At 62.9% G+C, this 26,039-nt stretch carries 23 protein-coding genes; 11 read left to right on the top strand and 12 right to left on the bottom strand.

Features of this window, described 5'->3' with window-relative positions:
- Nucleotides 1-92: 92 nt before the first annotated feature.
- The 4 genes from rho (at nt 93) to fre (ending at nt 4,839) form a co-directional block, all read left to right on the top strand.
- The gene (gene rho, locus R2E40_RS22535) at nt 93-1,358 is read left to right on the top strand and encodes a transcription termination factor Rho (protein ID WP_005307308.1); all 1,266 of its coding nucleotides are present in this window, start codon (nt 93-95) and stop codon (nt 1,356-1,358) included.
- A gap of 106 nt (nt 1,359-1,464) precedes the next feature.
- On the top strand, nt 1,465-2,472 hold the full coding sequence (locus R2E40_RS22530) for a hypothetical protein (RefSeq protein ID WP_318164425.1): 1,008 nt from the start codon (nt 1,465-1,467) through the stop codon (nt 2,470-2,472).
- Between the two features lie 30 nt (nt 2,473-2,502).
- A complete protein-coding gene (ubiD, locus tag R2E40_RS22525) occupies nt 2,503-3,972 on the top strand; it encodes a 4-hydroxy-3-polyprenylbenzoate decarboxylase (RefSeq protein ID WP_101150834.1) in 1,470 nt (489 codons plus the stop codon).
- Nucleotides 3,973-4,140: 168 nt separating this feature from the next.
- Nucleotides 4,141-4,839, top strand: a complete 699-nt coding sequence (fre, locus tag R2E40_RS22520) for an NAD(P)H-flavin reductase (protein WP_318164424.1) — start codon at nt 4,141-4,143, stop codon at nt 4,837-4,839.
- Between the two features lie 129 nt (nt 4,840-4,968).
- Here the strand turns inward: fre and ubiK are convergent, their stop codons facing one another.
- Nucleotides 4,969-5,226, bottom strand: coding sequence for a ubiquinone biosynthesis accessory factor UbiK (gene ubiK / locus R2E40_RS22515; RefSeq protein ID WP_005307315.1), 258 nt, complete (start codon nt 5,224-5,226; stop codon nt 4,969-4,971).
- Nucleotides 5,227-5,527: 301 nt separating this feature from the next.
- On the opposite strand from ubiK, the gene R2E40_RS22510 reads away from it, so the two are divergent.
- Nucleotides 5,528-7,948: a VolA/Pla-1 family phospholipase gene (locus tag R2E40_RS22510; protein WP_318164423.1), complete on the top strand. Its 2,421-nt coding sequence runs from the start codon at nt 5,528-5,530 to the stop codon at nt 7,946-7,948.
- Nucleotides 7,949-8,073: 125 nt separating this feature from the next.
- Here R2E40_RS22510 and glpG read toward each other — a convergent pair whose 3' ends face one another.
- Nucleotides 8,074-8,907 (bottom strand): rhomboid family intramembrane serine protease GlpG, encoded by an 834-nt coding sequence (glpG, locus tag R2E40_RS22505; protein ID WP_011704134.1) that lies wholly within the window; start codon nt 8,905-8,907, stop codon nt 8,074-8,076.
- Nucleotides 8,904-9,227, bottom strand: a complete 324-nt coding sequence (gene glpE, locus R2E40_RS22500) for a thiosulfate sulfurtransferase GlpE (RefSeq protein ID WP_011704135.1) — start codon at nt 9,225-9,227, stop codon at nt 8,904-8,906. Before glpE ends, glpG begins: the two co-directional genes overlap by 4 nt.
- A 169-nt stretch (nt 9,228-9,396) precedes the next feature.
- Between glpE and R2E40_RS22495 the strand changes: the two genes are divergently transcribed.
- Nucleotides 9,397-9,984, top strand: coding sequence for a LysE family translocator (locus R2E40_RS22495; RefSeq protein ID WP_318164422.1), 588 nt, complete (start codon nt 9,397-9,399; stop codon nt 9,982-9,984).
- Here R2E40_RS22495 and R2E40_RS22490 read toward each other — a convergent pair.
- From R2E40_RS22490 to R2E40_RS22465, 6 genes are all read right to left on the bottom strand, one after another.
- The gene (locus R2E40_RS22490) at nt 9,981-10,823 is read right to left on the bottom strand and encodes an AraC family transcriptional regulator (protein WP_318164421.1); all 843 of its coding nucleotides are present in this window, start codon (nt 10,821-10,823) and stop codon (nt 9,981-9,983) included. The genes R2E40_RS22495 and R2E40_RS22490 overlap by 4 nt on opposite strands.
- 3 nt (nt 10,824-10,826) lie before the next feature.
- A complete protein-coding gene (locus tag R2E40_RS22485; RefSeq protein ID WP_011704138.1) occupies nt 10,827-11,528 on the bottom strand; it encodes an ABC transporter ATP-binding protein in 702 nt (233 codons plus the stop codon).
- 10 nt (nt 11,529-11,538) lie between these two features.
- On the bottom strand, nt 11,539-12,312 hold the full coding sequence (gene livG / locus R2E40_RS22480; RefSeq protein ID WP_011704139.1) for a high-affinity branched-chain amino acid ABC transporter ATP-binding protein LivG: 774 nt from the start codon (nt 12,310-12,312) through the stop codon (nt 11,539-11,541).
- A complete protein-coding gene (locus R2E40_RS22475; RefSeq protein WP_017410832.1) occupies nt 12,309-13,577 on the bottom strand; it encodes a high-affinity branched-chain amino acid ABC transporter permease LivM in 1,269 nt (422 codons plus the stop codon). The genes livG and R2E40_RS22475 overlap by 4 nt, the downstream gene beginning before the upstream one ends.
- Nucleotides 13,578-13,671: 94 nt before the next feature.
- The gene (livH, locus tag R2E40_RS22470) at nt 13,672-14,598 is read right to left on the bottom strand and encodes a high-affinity branched-chain amino acid ABC transporter permease LivH (RefSeq protein ID WP_318164420.1); all 927 of its coding nucleotides are present in this window, start codon (nt 14,596-14,598) and stop codon (nt 13,672-13,674) included.
- 64 nt (nt 14,599-14,662) lie between these two features.
- Nucleotides 14,663-15,784, bottom strand: coding sequence for a branched-chain amino acid ABC transporter substrate-binding protein (locus tag R2E40_RS22465; protein ID WP_016348967.1), 1,122 nt, complete (start codon nt 15,782-15,784; stop codon nt 14,663-14,665).
- 435 nt (nt 15,785-16,219) lie between these two features.
- On the opposite strand from R2E40_RS22465, the gene R2E40_RS22460 reads away from it, so the two are divergent.
- Nucleotides 16,220-17,224 (top strand): substrate-binding domain-containing protein, encoded by a 1,005-nt coding sequence (locus R2E40_RS22460; RefSeq protein WP_011704143.1) that lies wholly within the window; start codon nt 16,220-16,222, stop codon nt 17,222-17,224.
- Nucleotides 17,225-17,293: 69 nt separating this feature from the next.
- Here R2E40_RS22460 and R2E40_RS22455 read toward each other — a convergent pair whose 3' ends face one another.
- Together R2E40_RS22455 and R2E40_RS22450 are read right to left on the bottom strand one after the other, a co-directional pair.
- Nucleotides 17,294-18,619 carry a 6-phospho-alpha-glucosidase gene (locus tag R2E40_RS22455; protein ID WP_286042428.1) on the bottom strand — a complete coding sequence of 442 codons (1,326 nt, stop codon included), beginning with the start codon at nt 18,617-18,619 and terminating at the stop codon, nt 17,294-17,296.
- A complete protein-coding gene (locus R2E40_RS22450) occupies nt 18,616-20,202 on the bottom strand; it encodes an alpha-glucoside-specific PTS transporter subunit IIBC (protein ID WP_318164419.1) in 1,587 nt (528 codons plus the stop codon). The genes R2E40_RS22455 and R2E40_RS22450 overlap by 4 nt, the downstream gene beginning before the upstream one ends.
- Before the next feature lie 284 nt (nt 20,203-20,486).
- Between R2E40_RS22450 and R2E40_RS22445 the strand changes: the two genes are divergently transcribed.
- Nucleotides 20,487-21,194, top strand: coding sequence for a GntR family transcriptional regulator (locus R2E40_RS22445; protein ID WP_010635556.1), 708 nt, complete (start codon nt 20,487-20,489; stop codon nt 21,192-21,194).
- A 78-nt stretch (nt 21,195-21,272) separates the two neighbouring features.
- Here the strand turns inward: R2E40_RS22445 and norR are convergent, their stop codons facing one another.
- Nucleotides 21,273-22,799, bottom strand: coding sequence for a nitric oxide reductase transcriptional regulator NorR (norR, locus tag R2E40_RS22440; protein WP_318164418.1), 1,527 nt, complete (start codon nt 22,797-22,799; stop codon nt 21,273-21,275).
- A 170-nt stretch (nt 22,800-22,969) separates the two neighbouring features.
- Between norR and norV the strand changes: the two genes are divergently transcribed.
- The 3 genes from norV to R2E40_RS22425 are packed head-to-tail and all read left to right on the top strand — an operon-like array spanning nt 22,970 to nt 26,010.
- Nucleotides 22,970-24,454 carry an anaerobic nitric oxide reductase flavorubredoxin gene (gene norV / locus R2E40_RS22435; protein ID WP_318164417.1) on the top strand — a complete coding sequence of 495 codons (1,485 nt, stop codon included), beginning with the start codon at nt 22,970-22,972 and terminating at the stop codon, nt 24,452-24,454.
- Nucleotides 24,451-25,617: an NADH:flavorubredoxin reductase NorW gene (gene norW, locus R2E40_RS22430; RefSeq protein ID WP_318164416.1), complete on the top strand. Its 1,167-nt coding sequence runs from the start codon at nt 24,451-24,453 to the stop codon at nt 25,615-25,617. Before norV ends, norW begins: the two co-directional genes overlap by 4 nt.
- A 51-nt stretch (nt 25,618-25,668) precedes the next feature.
- Nucleotides 25,669-26,010 carry a DUF1971 domain-containing protein gene (locus R2E40_RS22425; protein ID WP_016348974.1) on the top strand — a complete coding sequence of 114 codons (342 nt, stop codon included), beginning with the start codon at nt 25,669-25,671 and terminating at the stop codon, nt 26,008-26,010.
- The last annotated feature ends 29 nt before the right edge of the window (nt 26,011-26,039 follow it).

The raw sequence follows: 26,039 nt of genomic DNA, 5'->3' as shown, positions 1-26,039 counted from the left end.
CTCACACATCAGCCTGGCAAATCAAATCCGATCAGCATCAATCCAGCAGACTGTCTCCTCATTTCAATCCTTGCTTACAGACTTTCACCACTATGAATCTGACTGAATTAAAGAACACTCCTGTGTCCGAGCTGGTACAGCTTGGTGAATCCATGGGGTTGGAAAATCTGGCTCGGGCGCACAAGAAAGACATTATTTTCGCGATCCTCAAGGCGCACGCCAAGGGTGGCGAGGATATCTTTGGCGACGGTGTGCTGGAAATCCTGACCGATGGTTTCGGCTTCCTGCGTAGTGCAGACGGCTCCTACCTGGCCGGCCCGGACGACATCTATGTCTCCCCGAGCCAGATCCGCCGTTTCAACCTGCGTACCGGCGATACCATCTCCGGCAAGATCCGGCCGCCGAAAGAGGGCGAACGCTACTTCGCGCTGCTCAAGGTCAACGAGGTCAACTACGACCGTCCGGAAAACTCCCGCAACAAGATCCTGTTTGAAAACCTCACTCCGCTGCACGCCAACGAGCGTCTGCGCATGGAGCGTGGCAACGGTTCCACCGAAGACATCACCGCCCGCGTACTGGACCTGGCTTCCCCGATCGGTAAAGGCCAGCGCGGTCTCATCGTCGCACCGCCCAAGGCCGGTAAGACCATGCTGCTGCAGAACATCGCCCAGAGCATCGCCTACAACCATCCTGACTGCGAACTGATCGTCCTGCTGATCGACGAGCGTCCGGAAGAAGTGACCGAGATGCAGCGCATGGTGAAGGGTGAAGTGATCGCCTCCACCTTCGACGAGCCGGCTTCCCGTCACGTCCAGGTCGCCGAGATGGTGATCGAGAAGGCCAAGCGCCTGGTCGAGCACAAGAAGGACGTGGTGATCCTGCTGGACTCCATCACCCGTCTGGCCCGTGCCTACAACACCGTCATCCCGTCATCCGGCAAGGTACTGACCGGTGGTGTGGACGCCAACGCCCTGCACCGTCCGAAGCGCTTCTTCGGTGCCGCGCGCAATGTTGAAGAGGGCGGCAGCCTGACCATCATTGCCACCGCGCTGATCGATACCGGCTCCAAGATGGATGAAGTCATCTACGAAGAGTTCAAGGGTACCGGCAACATGGAACTGCACCTCTCGCGCAAGATTGCCGAGAAGCGCGTCTACCCGGCCATCGACATCACTCGCTCCGGCACCCGCAAGGAAGAGCTGCTGACCACCGGCGACGAGCTGCAGAAGATGTGGATCCTGCGCAAGATTGTGCACCCGATGGGCGAGATCGACGGCATCGAGTTCCTGATCGACAAGTTGGCCATGACCAAGACCAACGACGAGTTCTTCGACGCCATGCGGCGCCAGCAGAAGTAACCGACTCGAAAATCATCAAACCGCGGCCCAGGTCGCGGTTTTTGTTTATCTATTTTACGGTCGCCTGAGTAGTATGAAACCTCGATGTCACAAGGATAGGGACGTCATGAAGCATGTACTCCTGATATTGCTGAGCTGGCTGCTGGTGCTGCCGGTCGGGGCTGCCGAGACGCAGCCGCCCCGGACGACACTGGTGGCCGACGAGGGACTGCAGGGTCACCTCGACTATCTGAGCGGCCGGCTGCAGCTGGGGCAGTTTGCCGCCATTGACACCCTGCTGGACTCCCTGGCGGTGGGGCAGCGGGAGTATCTGTTGTGCCAGCTGCTGGCTACCCTCAATAGCCAGCCTAGGGCCACCAGCCCACAACTGCTGGCCTGGGTGCGCGCCCAGTCGTTCAAGGCCCCCAGCTGGCTGGTGGAAAAAGAGGTGGACGGCTTTCTGGTGCAGCAACCCGCCTACGACTTTGCCGCCGCCGCGCGGCAGGTGTTGAGCCGCTGGCAGCAGCAGGCCTGGCAGGACAACTATCGCCAGCAGCTGGAAGAGGGCACGTTCGAGTTCAAGCAGATCTACAACAGCCGCAATCCTGATCTGGCCCAGCAGCAGCAGGCGCTGCTGACCGTACTCGATCGGCAGCCGCTCCCGCTCCTGCAACGGGAGGCGCACACGCTGGCCGCCATGAGCATCTTTCTGCCCGACAACCGGCTGCTGCGGCTGTTGGCCGAGCGCACCGGCGACAGCGCCCTCTATCAGAAGCTGTGGCATCAACCGGTGGATCACGACAGCGTGGCCGCGCTCGCCAGCGTGGGCCGCTTTCACCAAGGCCAGGCGGCCAGCGATCTGCTGATTGCCGCCAGTCGCAATGCCCGTCTCAAGCTGCCCGCTCTGCAGCAACTCAGTCAACTTTCGCCGCTGCCGGACACGGCCCAGCAGTTCCTGCTAGCGGAGCTGGGCAATCGCCAATACAGCGGTCAGGTGGCCAGCCTGCTGCTGCAGATGGACGAACCCAGGCTGCTGGCACAGCTTGCCGATCGGCTGACCCGGCAGGAAAAGCGCCATGCAAGTCCGGTGATGCTGCCCGATTCGGGTACACCCGCCGCCCGCCCAGGGTTATAATGCGGCATCGCCTGAACACAGGGTACCTGCATGAAATACAAGGATTTGCGTGATTTCATCGCGCAGCTGGAACAAAGCGGACAACTCAAGCGCATCAGCCGTGAGATAGACCCCTATCTGGAGATGACCGAGATCAGCGACCGCACCCTGCGGGCGGGCGGGCCTGCCCTGCTGTTTGAAAATCCCAAGGGTTACACCATGCCGGTGCTGACCAACCTGTTCGGCACCCCGGATCGGGTCGCCATGGGCATGGGCCAGCCCAACGTGGCCGCCCTGCGCCAGGTGGGGATCTGGCTCTCCTACCTGAAGGAGCCGGAGCCGCCTCGTGGCTTCAAGGAGCTGATGGAGAAGCTGCCGATCTTCAAGCAGGTGCTCAACATGCCGACCAAGCGGCTCTCCTCTGCCCCCTGTCAGCAGCGGGTGCTGGAGGGAGAGGCAGTCGATCTGGACCAGATCCCGATCCAGCACTGCTGGCCTGGCGACGTGGCCCCGCTGGTGACCTGGGGTCTGACCATCACCCGCGGTCCCTACAAGAAGCGGCAGAACCTCGGCATCTATCGCCAGCAGAAGATCGGCAAGAACAAGCTGATCATGCGCTGGCTGGATCACCGCGGCGGTGCCATCGATTTTCGCGAGTGGCAGGAGGCCCACCCGGGTGAGCGCTTCCCGGTGGTGGTGGCGCTCGGTGCCGATCCGGCGACCATCCTCGGCGCGGTGACGCCGGTGCCGGATACTCTCTCCGAATACGCCTTTGCCGGTCTGCTGCGCGGCAGCCGCACCGAGGTGGTGAAGGCCATCAGCTGCGATCTGGAGGTGCCCGCCAGCGCCGAGATCGTGCTGGAAGGCTATCTGGAGCCGGGCGAGATGGCCCCCGAAGGGCCTTATGGCGATCACACCGGTTACTACAACGAGGTGGACGAGTTCCCGGTCTTTACCATCACCCACATGACGATGCGCAAGGATGCCATCTACCACAGCACCTACACCGGCCGTCCGCCCGATGAGCCGGCGGTGCTCGGGGTGGCGCTCAACGAGGTGTTCGTGCCGCTGTTGCAGAAGCAGTTCCCCGAGATCGTGGACTTCTACCTGCCGCCGGAGGGGTGCTCCTACCGGATGGCGGTGGTGACCATCAAGAAGCGCTATCCTGGCCACGCCAAGCGGGTGATGCTGGGGGTCTGGTCCTTCCTGCGCCAGTTCATGTACACCAAGTTCGTGATCGTCTGCGACGACGACATCAACGCCCGCGACTGGAAGGACGTAATCTGGGCCATCACCACCCGGATGGACCCGGCCCGCGACACCACCCTGATCGAGCACACCCCGATCGACTACCTGGACTTCGCCTCGCCGGTCTCCGGGCTCGGCTCCAAGATGGGGCTGGATGCCACCAACAAGTGGCCGGGGGAGACCAATCGCGAGTGGGGCCAGCCCATCGTCCAGGACGAGGCGGTGAAGCAGAAGATCGATGCCCTCTGGGACGAACTTAACATTCTCGGCTGAAGAGCGGCGGCAGGCCCGACGGGCCGTGCCGCCTGGCCGGGATGCAAAAGATTGATGCCATTTGAGCTGAATTGGGTATGCTCGACTGACCTGACCACTTTGCTGGTCGCCAGTCCACAGTGAATCAAGAGCGAAAGCGGGCCGAGCGAGCCCGTCACAAGGATAAGAATGCAACGTATCAAGTGCCGCGTAGAGGAACTGCGCGAATATGTCGACACCATCTGGCATGTGGCTCTGACGCCGCTGCAAGAGGTCAGCTTCAAGCCGGGCCAGTATCTGCTGGTGGTGATGAGCGATTCGGACAAGCGTCCCTTCTCCATCGCCAACTCGCCGACCCGTCCGGGCATGCTGGAGCTGCAGATCGGCGCCACCCCGGAAAACGCCTATGCCGGCCAGGTGCTGGCCCGCATGCGCGAGCAGGGGGAGATCGAGATTGAACTGGCTGCGGGCAAGGCCTTCCTGCGGGAAGAGTCACCCCGGCCGCTGATCCTGATGGCGGGTGGCACCGGTTTCTCCTATGCCCGCTCCATTCTGGAATACCTGATCGATACCGGCAGCAAGCGCCCGGTGTTCTTCTACTGGGGCGTGCGTCAGGCGCACTGGCTCTACGAGCAGGAGCAGATGCAGCAGTGGGAGCGCGACTACGCCCCGCTCACCTTCATCCCGGTGGTGCAGGAGCCGGAAGCGAACTGGACCGGCAAGACCGGGCTGGTGCACAAGGCCATCATGGATGACTTCGTCAGCCTGCATGACTACGACATCTATGTCGCCGGTCGCTTCGAGATGGCGGGTGCGGCGCGGGAGGAGTTCAAGATCCTGGGCGCCGAGCCAGAGCGCATCTTCGGCGACGCCTACGAATTCATCTGAGTTCGGCATGAGGCCGGCCACATAGCGTGACCGAGGCGGCCTCGCTGAGTCAGCCTGCTGCTTGCCTTGCGGCAGGCCAGAAACAACAAACCCCAGCCTGGCTGGGGTTTGCTTTATGGGCGACCTGCGTTATTCGCCTTTGGCACCGAGCTGCTGCTCGAGCTGGGCCAGCTTGGCCTCGAGCGCGGTCAGCTTCTCGCGGGTGCGCAGCAGCACCTTGGTCTGCACGTCAAACTCTTCGCGACTGACCAGGTCCAGTTTGCCCAGCTGGGACTGCAGCACCTGACGGATCTTCTTCTCCACCTCTTCACCCATGCTGCGAATGCCGGGCGGCAGGGAGTTGTGCACCTGTTTGGCGATCTCTTCCAGTTTCTTCGGGTCGATCATGTGGTTCTCCTTAAGCAATGCGCCATTCTACCGGCAATTGATCCGCTTTGCCGAGATCGAGGGTCGCTTTTTGCCAGCTGCCATACGGGCCGTCGCTGGTCGGGTCTGGTATTCGGGATGAAGCTGTTAACCTATCGAGTCCCGTTTCTATTCCAATTCCTTGATGCTGTACACAAAAAAAGCAGATCAGATGACCGACCAGAGGCTTAATAATTGTTGCGTTGCTGTTAAGATGTACCGGTCGGGTTCTCACCCAACTCAGTCAGCATTTCATGGATAACAACTAAAAAGAGATAAGGATATGAAAAAGAAGCTAATTTACGCCGCGGTTGTCAGTGCTATGCTGGCTGGCTGTGGTGGCAGTGACGATAACAAAGGCGACACCTCCAGCTATCTCGACTATCTGTTGACCGGTTCCAACGCCGTGCGCCCCAGTGCTCTGGCAGCCCGGGCCAGCGATGGCACCCTGAAATTCTCCACCGAAACGGCAGATCTCTCCAACCCGGTCTCGGCCATGTCGACCCTGGATGGCTGGTCCACGACCCAGGCCATCCAGATCGTGCCCGTCACCTCGTCCGGCATCACTGTCCAGGCACCGGCGGCGGCGGAGTTTGCCGCCTCGGTGGCGCCGCTCTACCTGCTGGAACTGAGCTTTGACAGCACTGCCCTGCGCCCGAACGGCGTGAAGAAGGTGCTGACCTACGGGGTGGACTTCGTGGTGGCCGCTGCGGCCGGCAAACTGAATCTGGTGCCGCTCAAGCCGCTGAACCCCTCCTCCTACTACATGATCGTGGCCACCGACTCCCTCAAGGACAGCAGCGGCAACGCGGTCAAGGCCGGCAGCGACTACGGCAACTACAAGAACAACGTTGGCAGCAATGCCCAGGAGCAGACCATCAACGGTCTGATCGCCCTGCAGGAAGGGCTGTTCAAGGCCGCCACCGGCGTCTCCACCGATCACGTCATCTTCTCCGACTGGTTCGGTACCCAGTCCGGTGCCGACGTACTGGTGGCGGTGAAAGGGGCGGCGGCGTCCGTGCTCAAGGCCGACCCCGTTACCCTGGATGCCGCCAAACTCTGGAAGCGGGATGCCAAGGGCAACACCAGCCTGCCGGGTACCTATACCCTGGCCGTGACCGGCAGCAACCCCTTCCTGACCCAGCTGGACGCAGAGCAGTTCCTGCCGCAGGAGCAGAAAGACGCGATCGCCACCGCCTTCGGCCCCGGTGCTCCGCTCTACCCGATTGCTCAAGCGACCAAGGTTTATACCGGCACCGTCAAGCTGCCTTACTTCCTCTCCTCGCCGGCCACCGCCGGTTCCTGGGACAAGGCCAAGACTCAGTCCTGGCACGGTGCCATCCCCAGCCTGTACGCCATCGCCAATGCCCTGAAAGCGTCCGACAGCGAAGTGATTGCCGGGCTGGTGGGGGCGGGCGTGGATCCGGCCCTGCTGGCGACGCTGATTGCCGATCCGACCCGTCAGGCCGAGTTGCTGGCCGAGGCGAGCAAGCTGATCGGGGTGACCCTCACCTCCGGCGGCAAGCCGCTGGATGCCGAGCAGAACATCGGCCGCTTCAACCCGCTGCCATCCCTGTCGGAAGTGCAGTCGGTGCCGATGCGCATCTTCGCCAAGGATGCCCTCAACACCATCACCGACGTGATCATCTACCAGCACGGCGTCACCTCGGTGAAAGAGAACGCCTATGCGCTGGCGCTGGGCCAGATCTATGCCGGCATGCAGGCAGGCAAGAAGGTGGCGCTGGTGGTGATCGATCACCCGCTGCACGGTGAGCGTGGCTTCGCCCTGAGCGGCAGCATGGATACCGTGACCACCTCCGACAACCCGACCCCCTACCTGAACCTGAGCTACCTGACCGTGGCCCGCGACAACCTGAAACAGAGCGTGGCGGATCTGCTGGGCCTGCGTCTGGCGGTCGGTCTGGCCAATGCCAAGGGTGCCATCGGCACCGCCGGCAGCCTCAAGGTGCACTTCCTGGGCCACTCCCTGGGTGCCATCTCCGGCACCAACCTGCTGGCGGTTGCCAACAATCCTATGGGTAATGCGGCGGATGCTCTGTTCAAGTTCGACACCGGCGGCCTGGCCATGCCGGGTGGCGGTATCGCGCCGCTGCTGCTGAACTCGCCGACCTTCGGCCCGACCATCAAGATGGGCGTGCTGACCAGCGGTAGTGCCGAGCTGAAAGCGGGCTTCACCGCCTACGCGCCCAACTGCAAGACCGCGGTGCCGACCTGCTTCGTCAACGAGTTCCTGCCGAGCCTGAGTGCTACTCAGCAGGCGACGGCAGCCAGCACCTTGCAGAGCTACAGCTTCGCGGCCCAGTCGGTGCTGGATTCGGCTGACCCGATCAACCTCGGCAGCGGCATCCAGAGCAGCGTCCCGCTGTTCGCCACCGAGATCGTCGGCGATGGCGCGCTGAGCCTGTCTGACCAGGTGATCCCGAACAGCATCGCGTCCGCCCCGCTGGGTGGTACCGAGCCGCTGTTCAAGGTGCTGGCACTGCAGCCGCTGACCGCCACCGGTGCGGCCAGCCACAACGCGGCCCGCTTCGTGGCCGGTGGCCACAGCTCGCTGCTGGCGCCGGACGAGAACTTCGACCCGAGCGGCGATGTGACCACCGAGATGCAGTCCCAGTTCGCCAGCTTCTTCATGAGCGGCGGCACTGCGGTCAAGGTGACCAACGGCAGCCTGCTCAAGCAGTAAGCCAGTCGGCCAATAAAGACGCCGCCCCTCGGGGCGGCGTTTTGTTTTCCAGCATCGCGCTTGTCGCTGGTTCAGGCAGGCCTTGTCGGTGGCTGAGCAGCTTGCTGCACCTCGATGACTACCACTCAGGCGGGCTGGTGGTGTCTGTCCAGCCAGCCCTGCAGCAGCCCGACCAGCAGACCGGCCAGGTGGGCCATGTTGGCGGTGCGGGTGCCGAGCAGATCGAAGAAACCGAGTGCCAGCCAGAACAGCATGAAGCCCATCAGCGCCGGTGGCAGGGTGAGGCCGCAGGCCGGCTGCAACTTGCTGCGCAGCCAGCAGTAGCCGAGCAGGGCATAGACCACCCCGGAAAGGCCGCCAAACAGCGGGCCGCTGGCGAAGAACTCGGCCAGGTTGGGCAGGGCGGCGCCTACCAGCAGCAGGATCAGCAGCTTGCCGCTGCCGAGCCGTTGTTCGATCTGGCCCCCCAGATACCACCACCACAGCAGGTTGAACACCAGGTGCAGCACCGAGAAGTGGATGAAGGCCGGAGTGAAGTAGCGCCACGCCTGCCAGTCGGTGAACTGGGCCAGGGTCGGGTGGAAGGCCAGCTCATCGAAGATCGGCAGGCCGATGGCATCGAGCCCGTAGATGGCCAGACAGGCGATGATCACCACCAGGGTCAGCGGCCCGGCCTGATGCAGGAAGTCGGTGACCGGGTCGGTCATCCCCTTGCTGTAGTCGATGCGGGCATCGGCCCGGCCGGATTGCCAGGAGGCTTCCATATAGCGGGGGTGGGTCGGCTCGGCCAGGAAGCGTTTCACCTCCAGCTGGGCCTGGGCGAGGCGCTGTTCGTCTGCCAGCCAGACCGAGACGCCAAGCTCGGACTGGGTCAGTTCGCACGAGATGCCGAGGGTGGAGAGATAGTCCACCAGCGCCTGGGCCATGCGGGCATTGTCGAGCACCAGCAACTGGATCATGCGTCGCCCGCCTGGATCGGGAACTCCCTGCGCCACGCCTCGAAGCCGCCATCCAGGCTGTAGACCTCATCGTACCCCTGTTGCAGCAGGTACTGGGCGGCGCCCTGGCTGCTGTTGCCGTGATAGCACATCACGATCACCGGGGTATCGAAGTCCACCTCGTTCATGAAACGCACCAGGGTGCCGTTGGTGAGGTGGAAGGCGCCGACCGCGTGGGCCGTCTCGAACGACTGGGGGTCGCGAATATCCACGAGGCGGGCTGCACCGGCGGCAAGCTTCTGGTGGGCATCATGGGCACTGATATGGGCAAACTGGTCCATTAACATGTCCTGCGAATAGGTGATTGAGGGTCAGTTTACCGCAAGCGGAGGCCGGCGCTAAGCCCGCAATGTGTCCGGTTATTGCCGTGACCGATCGCAATTTCCTTCAATACCGGGGGCGGGGTGCCGACTAGGCTGGGGGCTCCTTTTGCCGATATGAGCGTTATTCATGGAGACGAGTCTGCTGTTATCCATGGCCGGGTTTGCCCTGGCCATGTCCATCACCCCGGGGCCGGTCAACTTGGTCGCCCTCGGCAGCGGCGCCAAGCACGGCTTTGCGGCCAGCCTGCGCCACGTAGTCGGGGCCACCCTGGGGTTCATTCTGTTGCTGCTGTTGATGGGACTTGGGCTGGGCGCCACCCTGCTGCAATGGCCGCTGGCGGCGGAGGTACTGCGTTGGGCCGGGGTGATCTTTCTCGGCTGGATGGCCTGGCAGCTGCTGGTGGACAGCGGCCGGGTGGAGGGGGTCGACGGGGTGGCGCCCTCCTTCTGGTACGGAGCACTGATGCAGTGGCTCAATCCCAAGGCCTGGCTCGCCGCCAGCATGGGGATGGGGGCCTATGGCAGTGCGGGCGGGGTGGGGCAGGTGGCCCTGTTCAGCGGCCTCTATTTGGTCATCTGTCTGTGCTCCATCGCTTGCTGGGCCTGTGCCGGCAGCCGATTGCAGGGGGTGCTGCTCGCGCCGCAGCGGCTGCGCTGGTTCAACCGGGCGATGGCGCTGTTGCTGCTGCTCTGCGCCGCCTATCTGGTGCGCTAGCTCTGCCGGATCAGCTGATTGCGGTAGTGACCCGGGGTGGCAGCCACCCGCCGCTTGAACTGGCGCTGGAAGTGGGCCTGATCGGCAAAACCGCTGGCCAGCGCCACCTCCGCTAGCGGTTCTCCCCGCCTGAGCAGGATGCGGGCATGGCGGATGCGCTGATCGAGCAGGTAGGCGTGGGGCGTCATGCCGTAATGGCGGCTGAAGCTGCGCACGAAGTGAGAGGGGGTGAGCCCGGCCACCGCACTCAATTGTGCGAGGGTGAGGGGGCTGCTGCAGTCGTCCTGCATCAGCTCGGCGGCCCGCTGCAGGTGCTGCGGCGGCCGATCGTCCCAGCTGGCCGGGGTGAGTCTGGCCAGCAGCTGGCGGCTGAACTGGTGGCAGGCCACCTCGCGCGCGAGCGGCTCCGGCTCCTGCCACAGCTGCCGGTGGAGCCGGTGGAGCCGGCACAGCCCCTGGTAGAGCAGGGGATCCCGGCTTGCGGTCATGTCGAAGGGACGAAACGCATCGCCCAGCCCCGCCTCTTCCTGCTGGCGCTGCAGCCAGCCGGTATCGAGGTAGAACATCAGATAGGACCAGGGCTCATCCGCAATCGGGTTGCAGGCGTGCACCTCTTCCGGGTTCATCAGCACCAGGTGGCCGCGGCCGACCTCCTGCCGGCTGCGCTGGTTGAGGTAGTGGCTGTGGCCGCCGGTGATGGCGCCGATAGAGAAGTGGGGGTGGCTGTGCTTGTCATAGCAAACGCGGCGGCCATCCTGCACCGCCCGCGCCTCGATGAAAGGCAGGGCCGGATCGTGCCAGAAACTGTGGTGATCCGGCGCCGTGTCGGCCCTGCTCATGGGTCAGCCGCCGAGATAGGCCTGGCGGACGGCCGGGTTGGCCAACAGGGCCGCCCCCGTGTCCTGCAGTACCACGTGGCCGTTCTCCAGCACATAGCCGCGATCGGCCAGCTTGAGCGCCTGGTTGGCGTTCTGCTCCACCAGGAAGATGGTCATGCCGTCGCGGCGCAACTGCTCTATGGTGTCGAAGATCTGCTGGATGACGATGGGGGCCAGCCCCAGCGAGGGTTCATCCAGCAGCAGCAGGCGCGGCTTGCTCATCAGGGCGCGGCCGATGGCCAGCATCTGCTGCTCGCCGCCGGACATGGTGCCGGCGCGCTGCTCCAATCGCTCGTGCAGGCGGGGGAACAGGGTGAAAATCTGATCCAGCAGGCCGCGCTGCTCGGCCTTGTCGACGAAGAAGGCCCCCATCAGCAGGTTCTCCTCCACCGTCAGGCGCGCGAAGATGCGGCGCCCCTCCGGCACCACGGCGATGTCTTTACGCATGATGCGGGCGGTGGAGAGCGAGTCTATCTGCTCTCCCTCGAACCAGATGGAGCCGCTGCTGGGCTTGGGCTCGCCGCACAGGGTCATCAGCAAGGTAGTCTTGCCGGCGCCGTTGGCGCCGATCAGGGTGACGATTTCCCCCTCTTTTACCTGGACGCTGACGTCGTGCAGCGCCTGAATTTTGCCGTAATGGGTCGATACGTTGCGAAGTTCTAACATCTTTCTGTCCTTACGACTCGCCCAGATAGGCCTTGATCACTGCCGGATTGCTGCGGATTTCGTCCGGCTTGCCGTGGGCCAGCGGGGTGCCCTGGTTGACCACGAAGATGCGGTTGGAGATCTCCATCACCAGCTTCATGTCGTGCTCGATCAGCAGCACCGAGACCCCGAACTCGTCCCGCAGGTTGGAGATGAGCTCGTTCAGTTCGTCGGTCTCGTGCGGGTTGAGGCCGGCGGCCGGCTCGTCCAGCATCAGCAGCTCGGGCCGGGTCGCCATGCAGCGGGCAATCTCGAGCCGGCGCTGCTGGCCATAAGCCAGGTTGCCGGCGGCGCGGTTGGCGAGATCTTTGAGCCCCACCTTCTCCAGCCAGAAGGCGGACTGCTCCAGCCCCTCCCGTTCGGCGCGGCGAAAGGCCGGGGTCTTGAACAGTCCGGCCAGAAAGCCGGTGTTGAGGTGCCTGTGCTGGGCTACCAGCAGGTTTTCCACCGCCGTCATGTCCTTGAACAGTCGCACGTGCTGAAAGGTGCGAACTATCCCCTTGCGGGCGATGAGGTGGCCGGGCAGGCCCTGGATCTCCTCACCCTTGTAGCGGATGATGCCGCCGCTCGGGCGGTAGAAGCCGGTCAGGCAGTTGAAGACGGTGGTCTTGCCCGCCCCGTTGGGGCCTATGATGGAGATCACCTCCCCCTTGTCCACGTCCAGCTTGACCCCGTTGACCGCCAGCAACCCTCCGAAGCGCATCGACAGATCAGAGACTTCCATTAACTTCTGATTGGCACTCATTTTTTCAACTCCAGATGCGGACGGGTCATCGGCAGCAATCCCTGTGGTCGCCAGATCATCATGAACACCATCAAGAGGCCGAACATCAGCATGCGGTACTCGTTGAACTCGCGCGCCAGCTCAGGCAGCACCGTCATCACGATGGCAGCCAGCACCACCCCGATCTGGGAGCCCATGCCGCCCAGCACCACGATGGCGAGCACGATGGCCGATTCGATGAAGACGAAGGACTCCGGACTGATGAAGCCTTGGCGCGAGGCGAAGAAGCTGCCGGCGAAGCCCGCGAAGCAGGCACCAATGGTGAAGGCGGTCAGCTTGATGATGGTGGGGTTGAGCCCCAGCGACTTGCAGGCGATCTCGTCTTCCCGCAATGCTTCCCAGGCGCGGCCGAGCGGCATGCGCAGCAGGCGGTTGATGACGAACAGGGTGGCGATCACCAGCACCAGCGCCATCAGGTAGAGGAAGATCACCTTGTGGTTGGCGTTGTAGGCGATGCCGAAGAACTCGTGGAAGGTCTCGAAGCCGCCATCCTTGACGGTACGGTTGAACTCCAGACCGCCCAGGGTCGGCTTGGGAATGCCGGAGATGCCGTTTGGGCCGCCGGTCAGGCTGGTCATGTTGTTGAGCAGGATGCGGATGATCTCGCCAAAGCCCAGGGTGACGATGGCCAGATAATCCCCCCGCAGCCGCAGCACCGGGAAGCCGAGCAAAAAGCCGAAGGTGGCCGCCGTCAGCCCGGCGATGGGCAGGCACTCCCAGAAGCTGAGCCCGAAGTAGGTGTTGAGCAGGGCATAGCTGTAGGCGCCGACCGCGTAGAAGCCGACATAGCCGAGATCCAGCAGGCCGGCGAGGCCGACCACCACGTTAAGGCCCAGCCCCAGCATGATGTAGATGAGGGCCAGGGTGGCCAGATCGATGGCACCGCGCGAGGCCATGAAGGGCCAGCTCACCGCAAACAGCAGTACCAGCACGGCGGTGAGGTTATAGAGCTTGGGGGCCTCTTCGGGGCTTGGCAGCACCAGCTTGGTGAAGCCGACCGAGAAGCCGCTGATGGAAGCCTGAAACAGCCTGGATATCTGGCCGCGCAGCATCTGGAACCAGAACACCAGAGTGGCACCGCCCAGCAGCCAGGCCAGCGACACGTCGAGCCGGCTGGTCACCAGCAGGCGGGTGCCGTCGGTTTCGAGCTTGAAGCCGAGCAGCCAGAAGGAGAGCACCAGCAGCACCAGGCTGGCGATGCAGGCATGAATGAATTGTTTTTTCATACCTTTTCGACCTCCGGGCGACCCAGGATGCTGTATATGGACATGAACAGCAGCATCAGACAGGTGATAGGTGCATGAATGAATTGATGTTGCATCATACCTTCTCCACCTCCGGGCGGCCGAGAATACCGGTCGGCATAAACAGCAGCACGCCGATCAGCAGGGCAAAGGCCATCACATCCTTGTACTCGGTGCTGAGGTAGCCGGCGGTGAGCGCCTCGACCACGCCGAGCAGCAGGCCGCCCAGCACGGCGCCGGGAATGCTGCCGATACCGCCGAGGACAGCCGCGGTGAAGGCTTTTAGTCCGGCCATGAAGCCGAGGTAGGGGTTGATGACGCCGTAATACATGCCGAGAAGCACGCCGGCGACGGCGGTCAGGGTAGCCCCCAGCACGAAGGTGATGGAGATGACCACATGGGTATCGATACCCAGCAGGTTGGCCATCTTGATATCTTCCGAACAGGCGCGGCAGGCGCGGCCCATGCGGGAGCGACCGATGAACTGGGTCAGCGCCAGCATGGTGACGAAGGTCACCACGAAGATGATGAGCTGCATCCAGGAGAGGCTGGCCTGGAAGCCGTCGGCTTCACCCAGGGTCCAGCCGCCGGAGATCAGGGTGGGCATGGCGATGTCGCGCGAGCCCTGGGCCATCCGCATCATGTTCTGCAGGAAGATCGACATGCCGATGGCGGAGATGAGGGGGATCAGCCGGTTGCCGCCCCGCAGCGGGCGGTAGGCGACCCGCTCTATGGTCCAGCCATAGGTGCCGGTGATGACGATGCTGACCAGGAAGGCGCCCCCCAGCAGCAGGAAGGTGCTGTCGATGCCCATCATCATGAGCCCCGCCATCACCATGAAAGCGACATAGGAGCCGATCATGTAGACCTCGCCGTGGGCGAAGTTGATCATGCCGATGATGCCATAGACCATGGTGTAGCCGATGGCGATCAACGCATAGGTGCTGCCTATGGTTAACCCGTTCAGCAACTGCTGAACCAGGTAAAGGAAGTGTTCGGACATACTGCGTTCCCTGTACTTGCCCGCAAAGAAAGGAGGGGTGACTCATGTCACCCCGACCGGCAGATTATTTGACTTGAGTGGAGGTACCGTCGGCGTGCCACTGGAACACACCGAATTCAAAGCCTTTCAGGTCGCCACTCGGAGCCCAGCTCAGGGTGCCCATGACGGTATCGATCGGTGCGGCCTTGATGGCGGCAGCCACGGCAGCCGGGTCATCCTCACCCGCCTTGGCGATACCGGCAGCCAGGGTTTGCACCGCGGCATAGGTGGTCCACACGAACGGACCGGAGGAGTCCTGACCCTTGGCCTTGAACGCGGCCACCAGCGGGGCGTTGGCCGGCACCAGGTCATATTTGTTCGGCAGGGTCACCAGCAGGCCTTCGGAGGCCGGACCGCCGATGGCGGAAATGTCCTTGTTGCCGACCCCTTCCGGACCCATGAACTTGGCCTTGAGGCCCTTCTCGCCGGCCTGACGCAGGATCAGACCCAGCTCGGGGTGATAACCGCCGTAGTAGACGAAGTCGACGTTCTCTTTCTGCAGCTTGGCGATCAGGGCGGAGAAGTCCTTGTCGCCGGCGGTGATGCCTTCAAACGCCACCACCTTGACGCCGGCCTTGTCCAGCGCCGCTTTCACGCTGGAGGCGATGCCTTCGCCGTACTGTTTCTTGTCGTGAATGACGGCCACGCGCTTGGGCTTGACCTGCTCGATGATGTACTTGGCGGCGGTCGGCCCCTGGTCGCTGTCCAGGCCGATGGTACGCAGCACCAGCTGATAGCCTCGCTCGGTGATCTTGGGGTTGGTGGAGGCCGGGGTGACCATCAGCACGCCTTCATCTTCATAGATGTCGGAAGCGGGCAGGGTGTTGTCGGAGCAAAGGTGGCCGACCACGAACTTGACGCCGTCGTTGATCACCTTGTTGGCGACCGCCACGGCCTGCTTGGGATCGCAGGCGTCGTCATAGATGACGGCTTCGATCTGCTTGCCCTTGATGCCACCGGCCTTGTTGATCTGCTCGACTGCCATCTTGCCGCCGGTGAACTGCATGTCGCCGTACTGGGCGACCGGGCCGGTGACCGGACCGGCGATGCCGATCTTGATGGTGTCCGCCGCGTGGACCAGTGATACCGATCCGAACAGGGCCATAGAAACCGCTGTCCTGACTGCCATTTTGCTCAACTTATTCATCGATTCGTCCCTTAATCAGTGGATTGTTTCATTTTCCGTGTGCCATTCCGAACCGTGATCCCGCCAGTCCGGCAATAGGTATGGTTCTATCATTCCTCGCTGGGCAATAACAAGCTGTTAAAGATACTAACCAGAGAGGGTGGAATAGTGCTTTTTTGAAACAAATAACCAATATTGAAATCTGATTTAGATATTGATGCTGAGGGTGTTGATTAACATCTTCTCAACAAGGTGTGCTTTCGATAAATGATAGATGAAAAAACTGACGATATTTTACCCTGACACTGCTCCCATTTTGACCAAAATCCGTTTGCGCAAATAGAAATGAGCGCCTAGATTAGCCAGCATTGACAATTCATTGGCAGTGCTCGTTAAAACCAAGCCTTTATTCGGGAAATCTGCTAATGTTCCGCCTTTGATCTTCAGGAGACAGAGATGGCCACTATCAAGGATGTCGCCTCCCGCGCAGGCGTATCCATCTCCACCGTCTCACATGTACTCAATCACACCCGTCGGGTCAGCGAAGACGCAACCCAAAAAGTGCTTGAGGCGGTGGCAGAACTCAACTACGCGCCCAACTCGGTAGCGCGCAGCCTCAAGATAAACTCGACCAAGACCATCGGCATGCTGGTGACCACCAGTGCCAACCCCTTCTTTGCGGAAGTGGTGCAAGGGGTGGAGGCGTACTGCTTCGAGCAGGGCTACAGCCTGATCCTCTGCAACACCGAGAACCAGCCGCCCCGTCAGCAGCACTACCTGCGCATGCTGATGGAGAAGCGGGTCGACGGTCTGCTGGTGTTGGGAACCGACATCGATACCCCGCTGCGCGACATGCTGCGCATCCACAAGAACGTGCCGCAAGTGGTGCTGGACTGGGGTACTGAGTGTGACTTTGCCAACGTCATCAACGACAACGCCCGCATCGGTGCGCGCCTGGCGGTGCGCCATCTGCTGGAGCAGGGTCACCGCGACATCGTCTGCATCACGGGTCAATTGGCCAAGCCGACCACCCAGCAGCGGCTGGACGGGGTGCGCGATGCCCTGGGCGAGCAGGGTCTGACCCTGAAAGACGAGCAGATCTTCGAAGGGGATTACGAGAGCCAGAGCGGATTCGATGCAATGCAGCGGATCCTGGCCCTCAAGCCACGGCCGACCGCGGTGTTTGCCTTCGACGATCCCATGGCGATCGGCGCCATCTGCGCCGCCTGGGAAGCCGGGGTCAAGGTACCGGACGATATCTCCATGATCGGTTATGACGACGTGGAGATGGCGCGCTTCTCCAGCCCGCCGCTGACCACCATCCGCCACCCCAAGGCCGAGCTCGGCCTGCTGGCGGTGCAGCAGCTGGTGAGCCGGATCCGCAACAAGGAGCTGGAAGTCGAGTCGATGACGGTCCAGCCGGAGCTGATCGTCCGCCGCTCGGTCAAGTCCCTGCGCTGATTGCGCCACGGCAGAGCCAGCAACAAGAAAACCCCCTCGCCAGCGAGGGGGTTTTTGTTTGTCCCGCGTTTATTGCAAGGGCGGCCAGTACTCCTTGTTGGCGGCGATCAGGTCGTCCAGGATGGCTTTGGCCACCGAGGCGCTCGGCACCGTCTTGGAGAGGGTGATCGCCTGCCACAGCTTCTGATAGGAGCGCTCGATCCACGCCTCCACCACCAGCTTCTCGACGGCCACTTGCTGGCCCATCATGCCCTGCTGGAACAGCGGGATGTTGCCCACCTGCAGCGGCTCGGGGCCGCTGCTGCCCACCAGGCAGGGGATCTCGACCATGGCCTCCGGGTCGAAGTTGGGGATGGCGCCCCGGTTCGGCACGATCAGCAGCATCCGCTCCTGGGTGTTGAAGGCGATGGCGGTGGCCAGATCCACTATGTAGGAGGCGTGCTCGTCGATCTCCAGCTCGCCGGCCGCGGCGTTGCCGGCTGCCACGATGGCGCGGCAGGCGCTGAACACCTGCTTCTCGCGGTGCTCCATCACCTCGTTGGCGCGGGTGTGCTCCGGATTGGAGTGGGCCACCACATAGTCCGGGTAGAGGTAGTACTTCAAATAGGTGTTGGGCAGGGTGTCCGGATCAAGGGCCCAGACGTCCCTGGCTTTGGCGAAGGTGTCGTTCCAGCTGGCCTCGGCGTGGCCGGCCTGCTTGGGCACATAGCCGTGTTTGGCCACATGGGCCTTGATGGCCGGCATCAGGTCGTTGCCCGCCAGATCCTCGATGCGGGTCCACCAGCCGAAGTGGTTGAGGCCGTAGTAGCGTACCCGCATCTCCTTGCGTGACGGCAGGCCGGCGATCTGGGCCATCCGTCCCTCGATGCCGATGGGCATGTCGCAGATGTTGAGGATCCTGGCGTGGGGGCGCAGGCGACGGGTCGCCTCGGCCACGATGGCGGCCGGGTTGGAGTAGTTCAGCATCCAGGCATCCGGCGAGTACTGCTCCATGTAGTCGACCAGCTCCAGCACGCCGCCGATGGAACGCATGCCGTAGGCGATGCCGCCCGGTCCGCAGGTCTCCTGGCCGACCACGCCATGGCGCAGGGGGATCTTCTCGTCCAGCTCGCGCATGGGGTACTTGCCGACCCGGATGTGGGCCATCACGAAGTCCACCCCGCTGAAGGCCGCCTTGGGGTCGGTGCCATAGCTGAAGGCGATGTCAGGGGCCTGCTCCCGCAGCAGGACGCGGCAGGCTTCGGCGATCACCTCCTGGCGGGCGCCATCGTTGTCATAGAACTTGATCTCCCGCAGCGGGAAGCGGTGCTGGTTCTCCAGCAGCATGAGAACGATGCCCGGGGTAAAGGTGCTGCCACCGCCGGCAATGACGACAGAGAATTTTTTCATGATCATGACTCCGTTACGAAAGAAGAGGAGGGGGGGTTGTTCATCAGGCTCTCCATGTTTTCCCTCAGCTGGGGGACATGCAGACCGATAATGATCTGGATGCTGTCACCGTGGCGGACCACGCCGTGGGCACCCAATTGTTTGAAAGCATCATCCGGTGCCGCCAGGCTCGCATCGCGTAGCGATATGCGCAGCCGGGTGGCGCAGTTGTTCAGGCTGTTGATATTTTCCGCGCCACCGAGCGCCGCCAGAATATGGCCGGCAATATCATGGCCACGCTGTTTTTTGGCGGCCTGATAATCAGCCTTGGAATACAGTTTTATTTCGCTTTCATCCCGCCCCGGGGTTTTCAAATTGAATTTCAGAATGATCGTGCGGAATATCAGGAACCAGATCCCGGTAAAGGTCAGGCCGATGGCAATCTGGGTAAATATCATGCCGGCGTGATTGTGGAACATGGGGATCCAGTTCTGCGGCAGGAACTGGTCGAGCAGACCGCCGCCCATGTTGCCGACGACCCCGAACAGGTACATCACGGTCGCCATGGTGGCCGCCAGCAGGGCATGGATGGCGAACAGCAGGGGCGAGATGAAGAGGAAGGTGAACTCGAGCGGCTCGGTGATCCCCACCAGCATGGCGGTCAGGGTCGCCGGGATCAGCAGGCCGGCCACCTTGGCCTTGTTCTCTTTGGCGGCGGTGGCGTAGATGGCGAGCGCAATCCCCATGGCCCCGAAGATCTTGGAGTTGCCGTGCAGGGCGAAGCCGCCCTGGGGGAACAGCTCGATCAGCGGCCGGGTGCTCTGGCTGAACTCCAGCATGTGCTGGGCCCAGTAGAGCTGGATGCCGCCTTCCACCGCAGCCGGGCCGAAGATGAAGGGGCCGTAGATGAAGTGGTGCAGGCCGGTCGGGATCAGAATCCGCTCGAGGAAGGTGTAAACCCAGACGCCGAGCGGGCCGGAGACCAGCATGAACTCCTGTAGAGAGGCGATGCCCATCTGTACCTTGGGCCAGCCCAGCAGGGTCAGCCAGGCGCAGGGGATCATCACGAAGAAGGCGACGATGGTGACGAACGAGCTGCCCTGGAAGATGCCGAGAAAGACCGGCAGCTGCCGGTCGAACAGCCGGTTGTGCAGGGCGGTGACGATGCCGGAGATGGCGATGGCACCTATGATGCTGGTGTCCAGGGTCTTGATGCCGGCCACCATGGCCAGCCCGCTCTCGCCACCCACGGCCTGGTTGAAGTCGACCCCGAAATAGTCGCCCCAGGTCATCCCCATGGCATTGATGAAGTAGTTCCAGGTCATGAAGCTGACTAGCACGGAGAGGCAGGCGCGGGCCTGAGCCTTGTTTGCCAGCCCGATCGGCAGGCCGATGGCAAATATCAGCGGCATATTTCGAAATACCGTCCAGCCACCCTCTTCAATAATATGGACTATTTGAAAAAACAGTCCCTGAGGATTGGCCAGCGTCTCTCCCACGAACATGGGATTTTTCAGCATGATTGCAATGCCTACCACCATACCTGCGAATGGAAACAGTAATACAGGCGTAAACATTGCCCCGCCAAAACGTTGAATTTGACTGAGCATATAGCGTCCCTTTTTATTAGAGAATTGTCTGACTGCTGTTGTCGTGTTGCTGAATTGAACCTAACAACAAGCGATCAGGCCCTCATGAAATATGTGGTGGTTATGTGATCCGGCGCATGCACTTATTTAGACAAAGAGATCTAAATTTTGCGATATTGTTGTACGTCTTGTTTTTGTGACGTTTTTATCGGGTTAATTGAATTTAAAGTTGTTTATTTTCAGCTGGTTGAAATAAAGGCGAGCAAATGGAGCGCCACCCCGGTGGGGTGAGGAGAGGTCTAGCAGTGATCTACAAATCGGTGGCGGATCGGTTGCGTATCCGGGTCAACGGGGCAGATTGCCGGGTGGGGGATGTCCTGCCGAGCGAGAAAACCCTGGCGAGTCAGTTCGGGGTATCGCGGATGACGGTGCGCAAGGCGGTGGACATGCTGATCGAGTGGGGGTTGGTGGAGCGGCGCCACGGCAGCGGCACCTACGTGACCAAGAAGGACGTGCAGCACGAGACCAAGGGGCTGAGCGGTTTCACCGAGCTGATGCGTGAACAGGGCCGCAGCCTGACCAGCGAGGTGCTGGAGTTTCGCACCATGCCGGCCCCGCCCGCCATCGCCAGCCAGCTCAGGATCAAGGTGAACGAGCCGGTCTACTTCTCCAACCGGGTGCGCTCGGTGGACGGTCGGGCCCTGCTGGTGGAGGAGAGCTACATGCCGGTGCGGCTGTTTCGCACCCTCTCGGTGGCCCATCTGGAGGGATCCAAGTTCGCCTACATCGAGAACGAGTGCCAGCTCCCCATCGCCGGCAATTACGAGAGTTTCAGCGCCGTGCTGGCCGACCGGCGCATGGCCGAACTGCTGCACATCGAGCAGGGGGCGCCCATCCTGCGGCTCACCTCGCTCTCATACGGTGAGAACGGCGAGTTTCTCAACTACTCCATCATGTTCCGCAATGCCAACGACTATCACGTCGACTACCACCTGCGCCGCGCCCGCGGCTAGCCTGCCCCCATCTTGCTGTGTATGCCAACCCCCTCGCCAGCGAGGGGGTTTTTGTTTGATGGGCCCAGAATGGGCGCCTCACGTCTTGAGGCCGAGCCGCTTGGCGAGCCGGTGCAGGTTGCCGCCGTCGAGCTCCAGTGCGCGGGCGGTGGCGGCCCAGTTGCCGTCATGGGCGGCCAGGGTCTGCTCGATCAGCGCGAGCTGGAAGGCGTCGGTGGCGGCGCGCAGGCCGAGGCCGCCGGGCAAGGGGGTCATTGGCGCCATGGCGGGGCTGGTGGAGGGGGGCAGGGGGCCGGCTGCTAGGTTGAAGTGATGGCTGGCGAGGGTCGGGGCCTGGCTGCCCTGTTCGGCCCGCGCCAGCACGGCGGCGCGGTGGATGGCGTGCTCCAGCTCGCGCACGTTGCCGGGCCAGTCGTGGCGCTCGAGCAGTTGCAGCGCTTGTGGCTGGATGCGCAGCCGCTCCAGCCCTAGGCTGAGCCGGCAGCGTTCGCAAAAGTAACCGGCCAGCAGGGGGATGTCGCCGGGGCGCTCGCGCAGCGCCGGGGCGTGGATCGGGAACACGCTCAGCCGGTGGTAGAGGTCGGCCCGGAACTGCCCCTCGACCACCGCCTGCTTCAGATCCCGGTTGGTGGCCGCCAGGATGCGCACGTTCACCTTGAGCGGGGTGTCGTCACCGATCCGCTGCAGATCGCCGTATTGCAGCACCCGCAGCAGCTTGGCCTGCAGCGGCAGGGAGAGCTCGCCGATCTCGTCGAGAAACAGGGTGCCCTGATCCGCCAGCTCGAACTTGCCCGCCCGGTTGTGGATGGCGCCGGTGAAGGCCCCCTTCACGTGGCCGAACAGCTCGCTTTCGGCCACGGATTCGGGCAGGGCGGCGCAGTTGAGGTAGACCAGCGGGGCCTTGGCTCGCTGGGAACCGCGATGCACCGCCTTGGCGATCAGCTCCTTGCCGACCCCGGTCTCCCCCAGGATCAGCACGTTCAGCTCCGAGTTTGCCACCACCTCGATCTCGTGGCGCAGCCGGGCCATGGCGGGGGACTGGCCGATCATCTCCGGTTGCTCAGGGCCGGGCCGAGTGCCGGGGACTAGCGGCTCGCTGCTCTGGCGGGCGAGCCGTTCCAGCAGCAGGGCGTTGTTGAGGGCGGCGGCGGCCAGGGCGCCCACCAGCCGCAGCTCCTCGTCGCTGATGGCGTCGAACTGGGTCGGGTTCATGCCGTCTATGGTCAGCGCACCGATCAGCGCCTGATCCGAGAACAGCGGCAGGCCGACGCAGGCGTGCACCTTGAAGTCGTCGTGATCCGGCAGCAGGCCATCATAGGGGTCGGGCAGGCTGCTGTCGGCAGGGAAGCGCACCACGTCGCCGGCGCGGGCGATGGCCTCCATGCGCGGGTGATCCTTGAGGGCGAAGCGGCGCCCCAGCACGTCCTGCATCAGGCCGTCGATGGCCAGCGGGATGAACTGGCCCCCCTCGTAGCGCAGCAGGGCCGAGGCATCCGAGTTCAGCAGGCTGCGCACGCTCTGGATCAGGCGGTGAAAGCGGTCCTGATGGGAGATGCCGAGTTGCAGATCGAGGGCGATGCGCGCCAGGCTGTCGGTCGAGATCACGATAATTGTCCAAATGACAGTGTGTTTGTGATTTTGACTATAAAGAGAGGCTGTCTAAATGACAATGATGGATATTCATATCCATTAAAAACAACAAGTTATATGTTGGCACGTCCGCTGCAATAGCTGGTTCAGTCGAACATACACTATTGCATTCGAGGAACTGCCTGATGAGCATTCACGTCAAGAACAACATCCACTGGGTCGGCCAACGGGACTGGGAGGTACGCGACTTCCACGGTACCGAGTACAAGACCCACAAGGGCACCAGCTACAACAGCTATCTCATCCGCGAAGGGAAGAACGTGCTGATCGATACCGTCGATCACAAGTTCAGCCGCGAGTTCGTGCAGAACCTGGCGGCGGAGATCGATCTCGCCGCCATCGACTATGTGGTGATCAACCACGCTGAGGAGGATCACGCCGGCGCCCTGACCGAGCTGATGGCCCGTATCCCCGGCACCCCCATCTACTGTACCCACAACGCCATCGACTCCATCACCGGCCATCATCACCACCCGGAGTGGAACTTCCACCCGGTCAAGACAGGTGACAGCCTGGACATCGGCAACGGCAAGCAGCTGGTATTCATCGAGACCCCCATGCTGCACTGGCCCGACAGCATGATGACCTATATGACCGAGGATGCGGTGCTGTTCTCCAACGACGCCTTCGGCCAGCACTACTGCGACGAGCACCTGTTCAACGACGAGGTGGATCAGACCGAGCTGATGGAGCAGTGCCAGCGTTACTACGCCAACATCCTCACCCCCTTCAGCCCGCTGGTGACAGCCAAGATCAAGGAAGTGCTCGGCTTCAACCTGCCGGTGAGCATGGTGGCCACCTCCCACGGCATCGTCTGGCGCGAGGACCCCACCCAGATCATCCTGAAATACCTGGAGTGGGCCGACCACTATCAGGAAGACCGCATCACCTTGTTCTACGACTCCATGTCTAACAACACCCGCATGATGGCCGACGCCATCGCCCAGGGCATCCACGAGGTGGACCCCGGCGTGGCGGTGAAGATTTACAACGTGGCCCGCCACGACAAGAACGAGATCCTGACCCAGGTGTTCCGTTCCAAGGGGATACTGGTGGGCTCCTCCACCATGAACAACGTCATGATGCCCAAGGTGGCGGGCATGCTCGAAGAGATCACCGGCCTGCGTTTTCGCAACAAGCGTGCCTCGGCCTTCGGCAGCTATGGCTGGACCGGCGGCGCGGTGGACCGGATCCAGACCCGGCTGATGGATGCGGGTTTCGACATCAGCATCTCCCTCAAGGCCAAGTGGCGGCCGGATGGCTCGGCGCTGGCCGAATGCCGAGAGCACGGCCGCCGGCTCGCCCGTCAGTGGGCGCTGCACCCGCTGGACGCACCCCGCCCGATCACCACAACCCAGGCAACCGTGACGCCCGTCCCCGCGATGCCTGCTGTTGAGCCGCAAGCCGCAGCGGCCGCCGCCGAATGGGATGACGACCAGGCCATGCTCTGCACCGTCTGCCAGTGGGTTTACGACCCAGCCCAGGGCGAGCCGGATCAGCTGGTGGCGCCGGGCACCCCCTGGGCTCAGGTACCTGACAGCTTCCTCTGCCCCGGCTGCGGCATCGGCAAGGAGGTATTCGAACCCTGTGGGGTGGAGGCCTGTGTATGAGCACAACAACGCAGAGTGACGCCGGCATCAGCCGCGAGATAGTGGTGATCGGCAGCGGCTTCGCTGCCCAGCAGCTGGTCAAGAGCCTGCGCAAGCTGGACGCCGAGCAGCCCATCCGCCTCATCACCGCCGACAGCGGCGACGAGTACAACAAGCCGGACTTGAGCCATGTGGTGAGCCGGGGCTGCGCCGCCGCAGCCATGACCCGTCAGAGTGGCAGCGACTTTGCCGAGCAGCAGCGGATCGCGCTGCTGCCCCACTGCTCTGTGCTCGGTATCGATCCCGCCCGGCGCACCCTGTTGACCTCGCAGGGCAGCTTCCCCTATGGCCAGCTGGTGCTGGCCACCGGCGCCAGTGCGGTACGCCCCGAGCTGCCGGGCAGCGAGCATCTGGTCACCCTCAACAGCCAGCAGGAGTATGCCGCCGCCGAGGGGGCAATCCAGCAGGCTCGCCGCATCCTGGTGCTGGGGGCCGGCCTCATCGGCTGCGAGCTGGCGATGGACATGGCGAGCGATGGCCGCGAGGTCACCCTGCTGGATCTGGCCGACAGCCCCTTAAGCGCCCTGCTGCCCGCCACCCTGACCCAGCCGCTGCAACAGGCGCTGCGCAGTCAGGGGGTCAGCCTGCAGTGCGGGACAGGTCTCGCCAGGATAGATGCCCAGCCGGGCGATGGCTGGCGCGTCACCCTGAGTGACGGCCGCGTCAGCACGCAGGATCTGGTGATCGCCGCGATCGGCCTGCGGCCGAATCTGGCCCTGGCCCTTGGGGCTGGGCTGGCCGTGGAGCGCGGCATCCTGGTCGACGATCGGCTGCAGACCAGCGACCCCCATATCTTCGCGCTGGGGGATTGCGTGCAGTGGCAGGGCCAGCTGCTCCCCTTCCTGCAACCAATCGTGCTGGGGGCCAATGCGCTGGCACGCACCCTGCTCGGCACACCGACCCCGCTGGCCCTGCCGCCCATGCTGGTGAAGGTGAAGATGCCGCGCTACCCGCTGCAACTGGCTGGCCGCACCAAGGGCGAGGATCTCGCCTGGCAGTGCCGCTGGAACAGCCACGGCATGGTGGCCGAGGCGCGCGATGAAGCCGGCGAGCTGTGCGGCTTCGTGGTGGGGGGCGACCAGATGAGCGCAGCCTTCCCGCTGCTGCGTCAGCTGCCCCGTTGATTCATTGATAACGTCAGGCCGGGCTGACCCGGCCATCTGAGGAGAACCGATATGGCCATGCAACTGATTCCGTCTCACTGGGTAGTGCGCCGCTCCACCCCCTTCTTCACCCGCCAGAACGTGCCCCAGGCCCTGCTCACCCACCACAACACCGCGGCCGGGGTGTTCGGCCAGCTCTGCGTGATGGAGGGGACCGTCACCTATCACGGCTTTGCCGACGAACAGGCCGAGGAGCCCGAGCTGAGCCTGGTGATCCGGGCCGGGGAGTTTGCCACCAGCCCGCCCCAGTACTGGCACAGGGTCGAGCTGTCGGAGGATGCCCGCTTCAACATCCACTTCTGGGCCGAGCAGGCCGAATCCGACCAGCCGCTGTTCAACAGCCGCAAGGCATAAGGTTCAACCATGGGGGGGCATTGGGCGCA

The organism is Aeromonas sp. CD, assembly GCF_033349375.1.
GTDB classification, from domain to species: domain Bacteria; phylum Pseudomonadota; class Gammaproteobacteria; order Enterobacterales; family Aeromonadaceae; genus Aeromonas; species Aeromonas hydrophila.
Note: the sequence above shows the minus strand (reverse complement) of the source record. Positions and strands in the feature narration are given on the sequence as shown.

What these genes read in the sequence shown, in the direction of transcription:
- R2E40_RS22425 (WP_016348974.1), top strand. Translation starts at nt 25,669, where the DNA reads ATGGCCATGCAACTGATTCCGTCTCACTGGGTAGTGCGCCGCTCCACC.
- fre (WP_318164424.1), top strand. Translation starts at nt 4,141, where the DNA reads ATGCAACGTATCAAGTGCCGCGTAGAGGAACTGCGCGAATATGTCGAC.
- R2E40_RS22455 (WP_286042428.1), bottom strand. Translation starts at nt 18,619, where the DNA reads ATGATCATGAAAAAATTCTCTGTCGTCATTGCCGGCGGTGGCAGCACC.
- glpG (WP_011704134.1), bottom strand. Translation starts at nt 8,907, where the DNA reads ATGATCCAGTTGCTGGTGCTCGACAATGCCCGCATGGCCCAGGCGCTG.
- R2E40_RS22475 (WP_017410832.1), bottom strand. Translation starts at nt 13,577, where the DNA reads ATGAAAAAACAATTCATTCATGCCTGCATCGCCAGCCTGGTGCTGCTG.
- R2E40_RS22460 (WP_011704143.1), top strand. Translation starts at nt 16,220, where the DNA reads ATGGCCACTATCAAGGATGTCGCCTCCCGCGCAGGCGTATCCATCTCC.
- livG (WP_011704139.1), bottom strand. Translation starts at nt 12,312, where the DNA reads ATGAGTGCCAATCAGAAGTTAATGGAAGTCTCTGATCTGTCGATGCGC.
- R2E40_RS22510 (WP_318164423.1), top strand. Translation starts at nt 5,528, where the DNA reads ATGAAAAAGAAGCTAATTTACGCCGCGGTTGTCAGTGCTATGCTGGCT.
- R2E40_RS22495 (WP_318164422.1), top strand. Translation starts at nt 9,397, where the DNA reads ATGGAGACGAGTCTGCTGTTATCCATGGCCGGGTTTGCCCTGGCCATG.
- norW (WP_318164416.1), top strand. Translation starts at nt 24,451, where the DNA reads ATGAGCACAACAACGCAGAGTGACGCCGGCATCAGCCGCGAGATAGTG.
- norV (WP_318164417.1), top strand. Translation starts at nt 22,970, where the DNA reads ATGAGCATTCACGTCAAGAACAACATCCACTGGGTCGGCCAACGGGAC.
- livH (WP_318164420.1), bottom strand. Translation starts at nt 14,598, where the DNA reads ATGTCCGAACACTTCCTTTACCTGGTTCAGCAGTTGCTGAACGGGTTA.
- glpE (WP_011704135.1), bottom strand. Translation starts at nt 9,227, where the DNA reads ATGGACCAGTTTGCCCATATCAGTGCCCATGATGCCCACCAGAAGCTT.
- R2E40_RS22485 (WP_011704138.1), bottom strand. Translation starts at nt 11,528, where the DNA reads ATGTTAGAACTTCGCAACGTATCGACCCATTACGGCAAAATTCAGGCG.
- ubiD (WP_101150834.1), top strand. Translation starts at nt 2,503, where the DNA reads ATGAAATACAAGGATTTGCGTGATTTCATCGCGCAGCTGGAACAAAGC.
- R2E40_RS22465 (WP_016348967.1), bottom strand. Translation starts at nt 15,784, where the DNA reads ATGAATAAGTTGAGCAAAATGGCAGTCAGGACAGCGGTTTCTATGGCC.
- R2E40_RS22530 (WP_318164425.1), top strand. Translation starts at nt 1,465, where the DNA reads ATGAAGCATGTACTCCTGATATTGCTGAGCTGGCTGCTGGTGCTGCCG.
- rho (WP_005307308.1), top strand. Translation starts at nt 93, where the DNA reads ATGAATCTGACTGAATTAAAGAACACTCCTGTGTCCGAGCTGGTACAG.
- R2E40_RS22490 (WP_318164421.1), bottom strand. Translation starts at nt 10,823, where the DNA reads ATGAGCAGGGCCGACACGGCGCCGGATCACCACAGTTTCTGGCACGAT.
- R2E40_RS22450 (WP_318164419.1), bottom strand. Translation starts at nt 20,202, where the DNA reads ATGCTCAGTCAAATTCAACGTTTTGGCGGGGCAATGTTTACGCCTGTA.
- ubiK (WP_005307315.1), bottom strand. Translation starts at nt 5,226, where the DNA reads ATGATCGACCCGAAGAAACTGGAAGAGATCGCCAAACAGGTGCACAAC.